At 59.4% G+C, this 9,341-nt stretch carries 6 protein-coding genes; 2 read left to right on the top strand and 4 right to left on the bottom strand.

Annotated features, from left to right (window positions below; all coding sequences use genetic code 11):
• Positions 1-918: 918 nt before the first annotated feature.
• The 3 genes from aspT to ACQ4MY_RS03300 all read right to left on the bottom strand — a co-directional run bounded on the left by aspT (position 919) and on the right by ACQ4MY_RS03300 (position 5,461).
• Positions 919-2,610: an aspartate-alanine antiporter gene (gene aspT, locus ACQ4MY_RS03310; protein ID WP_008082714.1), complete on the bottom strand. Its 1,692-nt coding sequence runs from the start codon at positions 2,608-2,610 to the stop codon at positions 919-921.
• Positions 2,611-2,635: 25 nt separating this feature from the next.
• Complete coding sequence (locus ACQ4MY_RS03305) at positions 2,636-4,249, bottom strand: mechanosensitive ion channel family protein (RefSeq protein ID WP_008082716.1); 1,614 nt, start codon at positions 4,247-4,249, stop codon at positions 2,636-2,638.
• A gap of 96 nt (positions 4,250-4,345) precedes the next feature.
• Positions 4,346-5,461 carry an AI-2E family transporter gene (locus tag ACQ4MY_RS03300; RefSeq protein ID WP_008082718.1) on the bottom strand — a complete coding sequence of 372 codons (1,116 nt, stop codon included), beginning with the start codon at positions 5,459-5,461 and terminating at the stop codon, positions 4,346-4,348.
• A gap of 174 nt (positions 5,462-5,635) precedes the next feature.
• Here ACQ4MY_RS03300 and ACQ4MY_RS03295 point away from each other — a divergent pair, with 174 nt between their 5' ends.
• Entirely contained in the window at positions 5,636-6,913 is a 1,278-nt protein-coding gene (locus ACQ4MY_RS03295; protein WP_440093708.1) for an OmpP1/FadL family transporter, read from the top strand.
• A gap of 72 nt (positions 6,914-6,985) precedes the next feature.
• Here the strand turns inward: ACQ4MY_RS03295 and ACQ4MY_RS03290 are convergent, their stop codons facing one another.
• Positions 6,986-7,591, bottom strand: a complete 606-nt coding sequence (locus ACQ4MY_RS03290; protein WP_440093706.1) for a TetR/AcrR family transcriptional regulator — start codon at positions 7,589-7,591, stop codon at positions 6,986-6,988.
• Between the two features lie 148 nt (positions 7,592-7,739).
• Here ACQ4MY_RS03290 and ACQ4MY_RS03285 point away from each other — a divergent pair, with 148 nt between their 5' ends.
• Entirely contained in the window at positions 7,740-9,122 is a 1,383-nt protein-coding gene (locus ACQ4MY_RS03285) for an aspartate aminotransferase family protein (RefSeq protein WP_440093704.1), read from the top strand.
• Positions 9,123-9,341 lie beyond the last annotated feature (219 nt).

Genomic DNA, 9,341 nt, shown 5'->3' with positions numbered 1-9,341 from the left:
ATTTATCCCCGATCGGCTGCGCAGCAGTCGCAAATCCGCGAGATACGGTTTCACTGATGATCCGGGCCAAAAAGTTCGGGGTTACCATACAGCTCATCGGGGATAAATCCCCTCACCACAGGGGTTGTGGGAACCTTGGGTTAGCCGGCAACCACGAAGATGATGATCGGGCCGCAGCCTGCTTAGGGACGGCGCAACGCAGCACTCTACCTGCCGAATGCCCCAGTGCGCCGTGCCAATACAAAACCTGTGGCGAGGGGATTTATCCCCGATCGGCTGCGCAGCAGTCGCAAATCCGCCAGATTCGGTTTCACTGATGATCCGGGCCAAAAAGTTCTGGGGCAGCCATACAGCCCATCGGGGATAAATCCCCTCACCACAGGGGTTGCGGAAACCTTGGGTTAGCCAACAACCACGAAGATGATGATCGGGCCGCAGCCTGCTTAGAGACGGCACAACGCCGGACTGTACCTGCCGAATGCACACAAAACGATGTGTCAATGCAAAACCTGTGGCGAGGGGATTTATCCCCGATCGGCTGCGCAGCAGTCGCAAATCCTCCAGATACGGTTTAACTGATGAACCTGGCCAAAAGGTTCTGGGGCTGCCATACAGCCCATCGGGGATAAATCCCCTCACCACAGAGGCTTTGGTTTAGCCGGCAACCACGAAGATGATGATCGGGCCGCAGCCTACCTAGGGACGGCACAACGCCGGACAGTACCTGCCGAATGCACACAAAACGCTGTGCCAATGCAAAACCTGTGGCGAGGGGATTTATCCCCGATCGGCTGCGCAGCAGTCGCAAATCCGCCAGCTACGGTTTCACTGATGATCCGGGCCAAAAAGTTCTGGGGCTGCCATACAGCCCATCGGGGATAAATCCCCTCACCACAGGGGTTGTGGGAATGTTTTGGTTTAGCCGGCAACGACGAAGATGATGATCGGGCCGCACACAGCCAGCAAGACGTTGGAAATGGCGTAGCACACGGTGAAGCCGATCACCGGGGTGTTGCTGCCCGACTGTTCGATGATCTTGTTCATCGACGCCGCTTCCGTCTGTGCCCCGGCCAGGGCGCCAAACAGGATCATCGGGTGCAAGCGCAGCACGTAGCGGCCGAAGTACAACGCCACCAATGGCGGCAAGATCGTTACCACCGCGCCAGACAACAACAACGCCAGGCCCTGCTCCTTCATCGCGGCAAACGCCGCTGGCCCGGCCAGCAAACCGACCACGGCACCGAATGCGGTCAAGCCAAACTCGGAAAACGCCCACTGTGCCGCCGGTGGCAACGCGCCGATTTCCGGGTGGCGGGAGTTGTACCAGCCGATCACCAATGCGGCGACCAGCACCCCGCCGCCGATGCCCAGCTCCACCGGAATCATGCCGACGTGCGTCGACAACAACCCCAGCAGTGAACCGAGCACCATGCCCAACGTGTGCATGGCGATATCGCTTTTGTAGTTGTTCTTGCGAATCCGTCCAAGACGCTTGGCGATGGCTTCGACACTGGCCGTGCGCCCGGTCAACGTCAGCACGTCACCACGGCGTAACACCGTGTTGGGCAGCAAGGGCAGCTCGTAGCCCTGACGGGAGATGGTGTTGACGAAGCACCCCAGGCGCCCATCGCTGGCCAATCGGGTTTTCGCTTCATGAATGGTTTTGCCGGCAAACTCCGCCGAGGTCAGCACGATGTCCACTTCGCGCGTCGGGAATGACAAGGACTCGGGATGATCGATCTCCGGTCCGACCCAGTGACTCAGCGTGCCCACCGCATCGCGCAAGGCATACACGCCCACCACATCGCCGGCCATCAGGACGAAGTGTTCATCGCGCTCGATGATCTGCCCGGCGCGCACCACACGTTCCACCGTCAATGAGTCATGCAGCTTTTCAAAATCGACGATGCGCTGACCATCCGCCTGGCCGTTACTGGCGACCTGATGCGCCCGAACCACAATGCGCGTATAGGGCACGGTGATCGCCTCCTCTTCCTTGGCGATGCCCAGTTCCAGCTCCAGTTCACGCGCTGATTCACGCAGGTTCACCCCGAGCAATTTCGGCGCGATGCTGCCGACAAATACGATCAGGCCGATGGTGCCGAACAGATAGGTAATGGCATAGGCGATTGCCATGTGGCTATTGAGCTGAGCCTTGGCCGCGGCATCAATCGTCAGTTGATTGATCGCGCTGGTCGCGGTGCCCATGATCGCCGTGTCGGTCAGCGCGCCCGCGCCAAGCCCGGCGGTAAATCCGGCGTCGAAATCGAACACCGAGTACATCAGCAAAATCGCCCCCAGCGCCGTCGCGCACAGCACCACCGAAAGCAGCACCAGTTTCAGCGTGCCACGATTGAGGCTGCCGAAAAACTCCGGGCCACTTTTGAAACCGACGGCGTAGATGAACATCACGAAAAACACCGACTTCAACCCCGCCGGCACTTCCAGACCGATCTGGCCGATCAGCAAGCCCATCAGCAACGCACCGGCCACCGAGCCCAGGTGAAAACTGCCGATGCGAATCCGGCCGATAAACACCCCCAGGGCAATCGCCAGAAACACGGCGATTTCCGGGTCAGTGCGTAAGGCGTGGAGGATGAATTCCTGCATGGGGCGAACTCCCTATGAACGGCGGTCACTGATCCTTCGGTTCTTGAGCTGGCGCGGTGTACCACTTGTCCCTTGGTACCCATTTCTCTTGTTGTGGATCGCCCAGATAGTGCGGCGACATGATTTGCACGCCGTACTCGTTGAACACATCCTGAATATTGGCGTGGAGCATGCTCAGCAACACCGCACGGGGTCGCGGCTGGCTCGGGATCGCCTGTGCGACCAATCGGTACTCGGGATAGAAGTCCGAGAGTGCCGTCTGGAACACCTGCGCCGGCGGGTCTTCGAGAATCCCCGGCGTACGTTGCGCCGCCTCCAGCAACATCGCCTCGACCTGGCGCCAAGGTGTGTCGTAACCGATGGTCACCACGGTATCGACCACGTAGCCGGGGCCCTGCACGGTGCGCGAATAGTTTTTGGTGACCGTGCCGGTGATCATCGAATTGGGCAGTGTCAGCACTTCACCCAGACCGGTACGAATCCGCGTGGTGAACATACCCAGTTCGGTGACCGTGCCTTCGTATTCGCCGATTTTGACGAACTCGCCGGGGCGTAACGTGCGTGTGTAGGTGAGGATCAAACCGGCAGCGGCCTGCCCGACCACGCTGGTGGCGCCGAGGGAAATCATCAGGCCGATCAACACCGACAACCCCTTGAACGCATCTGTGCCCGCTCCCGGCAAGTACGGATAAGCCATGGCCAGCGCAAACAACCAGATCGCCAGCGCGGTCAGGCGTTGGGTCGGTTGCAGGGTTTCGTGATTGAGCCAACTGAAAGTGCCCGGCGTGGCCATACGGCGCAGAATTCTCCGGGTGAACGCGGTGACACCACGGGCGATAAAGAAAATCGCCAGCGCCACGCCCAGTCCGGGAATCGCCCCGACAATGCCTTGCAACAGATACCCGGCCAGCTCGAACAGGTAATTGTTGAGGCTTTCGCCCCACGGCCGCGTATAGGGAAAGCGCGACAGGACAAAACCCAGCCATTCATAGGTCAGCAGCAAAATCACCAGCCAGCGCAGCAACAGCAGCAAGCGGCTGACCAGCGGATAGAGGAAGTTGGAATCGATCAGTTGCACCCGGCCGACCTTCAGCGCCTGGGTGTGGCGATCCATCAGCGCGGGGAGTTTGGCCAGCAACTTGCGGCGCAGATACGCCAGGCACCACAGCAACACGAGGTAAACCAGCGTGGCCACGGCAGCCAGCCCCAGTGAGCGCAGGATCATCTGCAGGTTGCGCGCTTCACGGGTTTCGGTCACCACCTGACGCAGTTTCTCCGCTGCGCCTTCAGCGGCTTGTTGCACCGAAGAGTATTCGAGGCTGTCGATGTCGTTGGGTGCGACGATGAAGGCACGCTTGTCGCCGATCAGCACCATATAACTGTTCTGGATCGCGTCGGTGGTGATGTTCAGCGCCGCATCTTCATCCAGCGCCTCGCTGATGACCATTTTTGCCCGTTTGACCCGCGAGGCCGGTGCTTCCCCCAGAATGGTCGCGCGAAACAGCATGATGCTGCGGTTGGCGACCTTCAGCTCTACCGCTTCGCCCGCCGTTTTTGCCCCGTCATCGACCGCCCAGCCGAGCCCGCTCCAGAGCGCCGCGAACACCACTATCCAAACCGCCAGCAGCCTGCTTCGCATGCGCCTGTTTCCTTACGCCCAAGTGTCAAAGAGGGATACGTAAGCCAGCGTAGTTGAGCGATGAACGGTTGTCAGATTCCCGCCCGCCAACAAGTGTCACGGCAAATTTTCTCGGCGGGTGTCGTCCAGTACCTCGGTGACATCGGCCGGTTGATAGACCCAACCGATAAACAGTTCATAGCCCACCGCGAGGATCACCGGGCCGGTGAACAGGCCGATGATGCCGCTGGTGACCATGCCGCCGAGTGCGCCGATCAGCACCACCGGCATTGGCACCGCCACGCCGCGCCCCAGCAGCATGGGTTTGAGCACGTTGTCGGAGAGCCCGGCAATAATGATCCACACCGTAAAGATGACGGTGCTGGCACTGACGCCATCCTGGGCAAAAACATAGATCACCACCGGCACGGTAATCAGCAGAACCGGCAATTGCATGATGCCCAGCAGCAGCACCATCAACGCTAGAATGCCGGCGGCCGGAATGCCCATGATCACCAGCGCGACACCGATCAGCAGCATCTGGATAAACGCGATCCCCACCACGCCTTGCGCCACGGCGCGAATGGTCGAAGTGCACAGCTCGGCGATTTGCGGCCCGCGTACCGGCCCGGAAATCCGTGTGGTGATCGCTACGGCCGTGCGGTGCCCACGCTCACCGTTTTTCATGATCAGGCCGGCAACGATCAAGGCCACGACAAACACCACAATCCCCGCGCCGACACCGGCCGCTTGGTGCAGCAGCACTTTGCCCCAGTTGCTCAGGTGCGGCGCCAGCTCTTTGAAGGCCCAGCTCAAATCCTGCGAGGCATGCTGCCAGATGCCGAACAGCGGCGCGCCAATCAATGGCCAGCTCTCGACGCTGGCCGGTGGCGGCGGAATCTCGAATTGGCCCGCCTCCATCGTGTGCATGCCGACCTTCACTGAATCGGCAACCGAGGCGCCGAGCAGGCTCAGCGGCACCATCAGAATCAGCAGCCCGAAGAGCACGAGAATAACCGCCGCCCAACCGTAGCGATTGCCCAGTTTGCGTCCCAGTGTCTGATTCAACGGATACAGGGTGATGGCCAGAATCAGCGCCCACAGCATGACGTTGAGGAACGGATGGAAGATGTCGAAGCAAAACAATACCAGGGTGGCGATCAGCCCCGCGCGGATCAGCACGTCCAGCAGCGCTCGGGAATTGTTGAAGACCAGCAGCGGTTTTTCTTCCATAACGATTCTCCTGAGGGAGCCTTTGACCGGTTGGCTGAGCCTAGAACACATCTGAGGGATCGGCGGTTTTTGTCACCTTGCGAGGCGCCGCACGGAACAAACGACTGCGCTGACTGGTGCATGGGCCAAAGCACGTCTAAAACTGATGCAGGTCCATTTATAAGGAAGTACCGGATGAAAACCACGCACTCCCTGATCATTCTTGCGTTGGCGGGCAGTACCGGTCAGGCGCTGGCGGGCGGTATCGATCTGTATGAAGCGGGCCAGGAAGGCGCAGGACTGGCCAATGCCGGATCGGCCGCGCTGGCCACCGACCCCAGCGTGCTGATGAGTAACCCGGCCGGGATTGCCACGCTCAAGGGCACGCAAGTTTCGCTGACCGGTCAGGCCGTGCTCGGTGGTCTGGGCTTTGATCGCGACAGCGACAATGACTTCTCCGGCAACGAGGGCGGCAATCCACTGCCGATCCTGCCGGGCACCAGTTTCTTTATCAGCCACGAAATCAATGACCGTGCCAGCATTGGTTTCGGCATGTATGGCAACTTCGGTCTGAGTGTGAAGTACGACGATGACTGGGCCGGCCGTTACTTCAGCCAGGAATCGTCGCTGATCGGCATTTCGATGCAACCGACCTTTGCCTACAAGATCACCGATGACCTGTCGATGGGCATTGGCCCGCGCCTGGTCTACGGCTACTACTACACAAAAATGGCCATCGACAATAACGCCTTCCTGCCGGGCACGCCGTTTCAGGAAGATGGCAAGTTGCAGTACAAGGACACCGACATCGGCACCGGGATCAATCTCGGCCTGCGCTATCAGTTGAATGAGCGCACCACCGTCGGCCTGGCCTATACCAGTAAAGTCAAACTGGAATTCAAGGACTCACCTTCCGTTCATGGCATTCGCAATCCGCTGCTCAATCTGGCGCTGTCGCGGCTGGACGTTGACGAGCTGGAAATCGACATGAACATCCCGCAGACCGCGACCCTGAGCATTGCCCATCAATTGAACGAACAATGGACGTTACTGAGTTCGGTGAACTGGCAGGACTGGAGCGACTTTGCCGACATCGGCGTATCGGTAGACTCAGCCGCAGGTGATGTCTCTCGTTCGGTCGACCGTAAGTATCAGGACACCTGGCACCTGTCGATCGGGGCGCAAAACCAGATCAGTCCGAAACTGCGCTGGAACATGGGCGTGGGTTACGACAGCTCCGCCGTCAAGGATAAGGATCGCACCGTCGACAACCCCATGAACGAGACCTGGCGGCTGGCGACCGGGCTGAGCTACAAACTGGCCGAAGACACTGACATCAACCTCAATTACACGCTGGTCTGGCTGGGCGACATGGACGTGCAGCAAACCAAGCGCAATGGCCAGTCGCTGTCAGGGAGTTATCCCAACAGCGCGCTGCATATTGTTGGTGGTGGCGTGACGTGGCGATTCTGATGCAGTGGCATTCCACTGCCATGCACAACACGGAATCCAGTGGCACTGAAGCCCTCGCCACGGATTTTCGTGTTAGCGCTTGAGCATGCCGTTGCAGAGCAGGTTAAAAACCCCGCGCATGTGCAAGGCATGCGCAACTCTGTCCGGGGTTTCCTGTGTCGCCAGACGAATGAACGCCATGTTCGCGTACTGGTTGAACAGCGTCGCCACGACGTCGAGATCAATCGATTCGCGCACTTTGCCGGCCTGCTGGAAATGCAGAAGCAGCGCCTTGGTCTCTTCAATCACCGCCGCGTTCCATGGACTCATCGCTTCGGCCAGTTCGCCGGTCAGTAGAAACGGTGCCAGTTCCCGCCACAGCGAGGCCGGCATCGCTTGTAGCTGGTAATCGGTCATCAGCCCTTCAAACGTGCACAACGCTTCCAGCGGATCGCTGTCATCGTCGAGATTCGCCCGCGCCTCGCGCATGGCTTGTTCGTCGGGTTGTTTGAGCAACGCCAGCAAAATCTCCTGCTTGCCGCCGAAGTAATTCACCACGGTCGGGGCGGAAACGCCGGCCTGTGCGGCGATCTGTTCCAGCGTGGTGGCCGCGAAGCCGTTGCGCTTGAACAACTCGAGCGCCGCTGCGGCGATAACTTCCCTGCGCTGCTCTTTCTGCCGCTCTCTGAGTCCGCTCATGTTGCCTCTGATGATCCTTGCCAATGGCGCTCAGCCTACGGAGATATTTTTTCACCGACAAATATTTTCTTTACAAAAATATTTTAAGGTGGCAAAACTTTACCCGTGCAGCGTTGCACTCACTCGCTCAATGTCCCGGAGATCCGCCATGTCCGCCGAAGTCGATTCGACCCGCACTACCCGCGATTATCAAGCCGCTGACGCTGCCCACCACATCCACGCGTTCGTCGATCAGAAGGCTCTCAACGAGGAAGGCCCGCGGGTAATGGTCAGCGGTGATCGTCTGGCACTGTGGGACAACGACGGCAATCGTTATCTGGACGGCATGTCCGGGCTGTGGTGTACCAATCTCGGCTATGGCCGCAAGGATCTCGCCGCCGCCGCGACCGCGCAGTTGGAACAACTGCCCTACTACAACATGTTTTTCCACACCACCCATCCGGCGGTGATCGAGCTGTCGGAGTTGCTGTTCAGCCTGCTGCCCAAGCACTACAGCCACGCGATTTACACCAACTCCGGCTCTGAAGCCAACGAAGTGCTGATCCGCACGGTGCGCAAGTTCTGGCAGGTGATGGGCAAGCCCGAGAAGAAAATCATGATCGGCCGCTGGAACGGCTACCACGGCTCGACCCTCGCGGCGACGGCGCTGGGCGGCATGAAATTCATGCACGAAATGGGCGGCACTATCCCGGATGTGGCGCACATCGACGAGCCGTACTGGTTTGCCCACGAAGGCAACCTCAGCCCGGAGGCGTTCGGCCTGCAAGCGGCGCGGCAACTGGAAGACAAGATTCTTGAGTTGGGCGCGGACAAGGTTGCCGCGTTTGTCGCCGAACCGTTTCAGGGTGCAGGTGGCATGATCATTCCGCCGGCGACGTACTGGCCGGAGATTCAGCGCATCTGCCGTAAATACGATGTGCTGCTGTGCGCCGACGAAGTGATCGGCGGGTTCGGCCGCACCGGCGAATGGTTCGCGCATCAGACCTTCGGCTTTGAGCCCGACACCTTGTCGATCGCCAAGGGCCTGACCTCGGGTTACATCCCTATGGGGGGCCTGATTCTGTCGCGGCGCATGGCCGAGGCGCTGGTGGAAAAAGGCGGTGTGTTTGCGCACGGGCTGACCTATTCCGGCCACCCGGTGGCGGCGGCGGTGGCGATTGCCAACCTCAAGGCCTTGCGCGATGAGGGCGTGGTTGCGCAAGTGAAGGCCGATACCGGGCCGTATCTGCAGAATTGCCTGCGCGAAGTGTTCGGTAATCACCCGTTGGTCGGTGAGATTCAGGGTGTGGGGTTGGTGGCGGCGTTGCAGTTTGCCGAGGACAAGGCCAGTCGCAAGCGTTTTGCCAATGAAAATGATATTGCCTGGCGCTGCCGTACGATTGGCTTTGAGGAGGGTTTGATCATTCGCTCGACGTTGGGGCGGATGATCATGGCGCCGGCGTTGATTGCCACACGCACGGAGTTGGATGAGTTGATCGACAAAACACGGATTGCCGTGGATCGCACGGCGCGCGAGTACGGCGTCCTCTAATACCCATGTAGGAGCTGCCGCAGGCTGCGATCTTTTGATCTTGACCTTAAAACAACATCAAAAGATCGCAGCGTGCCGCAGCTCCTACAGGTATGCACCCGGCCGTTATTGGCGGACAAATATCAATCCTTCGTCACTGCGCAATACCCATGTAGGAGCTGCCGCAGGCTGCGATCTTTTGATCTTGACCTTAAAACAACATCAAAAGATCGCAGCGTG

This window comes from Pseudomonas sp. SM4 (assembly GCF_051913165.1).
Lineage (GTDB): Bacteria > Pseudomonadota > Gammaproteobacteria > Pseudomonadales > Pseudomonadaceae > Aquipseudomonas.
Note: the sequence above shows the minus strand (reverse complement) of the source record. Positions and strands in the feature narration are given on the sequence as shown.

What these genes read in the sequence shown, in the direction of transcription:
- ACQ4MY_RS03295 (WP_440093708.1), top strand. Translation starts at nt 5,636, where the DNA reads ATGAAAACCACGCACTCCCTGATCATTCTTGCGTTGGCGGGCAGTACC.
- ACQ4MY_RS03305 (WP_008082716.1), bottom strand. Translation starts at nt 4,249, where the DNA reads ATGCGAAGCAGGCTGCTGGCGGTTTGGATAGTGGTGTTCGCGGCGCTC.
- ACQ4MY_RS03285 (WP_440093704.1), top strand. Translation starts at nt 7,740, where the DNA reads ATGTCCGCCGAAGTCGATTCGACCCGCACTACCCGCGATTATCAAGCC.
- ACQ4MY_RS03290 (WP_440093706.1), bottom strand. Translation starts at nt 7,591, where the DNA reads ATGAGCGGACTCAGAGAGCGGCAGAAAGAGCAGCGCAGGGAAGTTATC.
- aspT (WP_008082714.1), bottom strand. Translation starts at nt 2,610, where the DNA reads ATGCAGGAATTCATCCTCCACGCCTTACGCACTGACCCGGAAATCGCC.
- ACQ4MY_RS03300 (WP_008082718.1), bottom strand. Translation starts at nt 5,461, where the DNA reads ATGGAAGAAAAACCGCTGCTGGTCTTCAACAATTCCCGAGCGCTGCTG.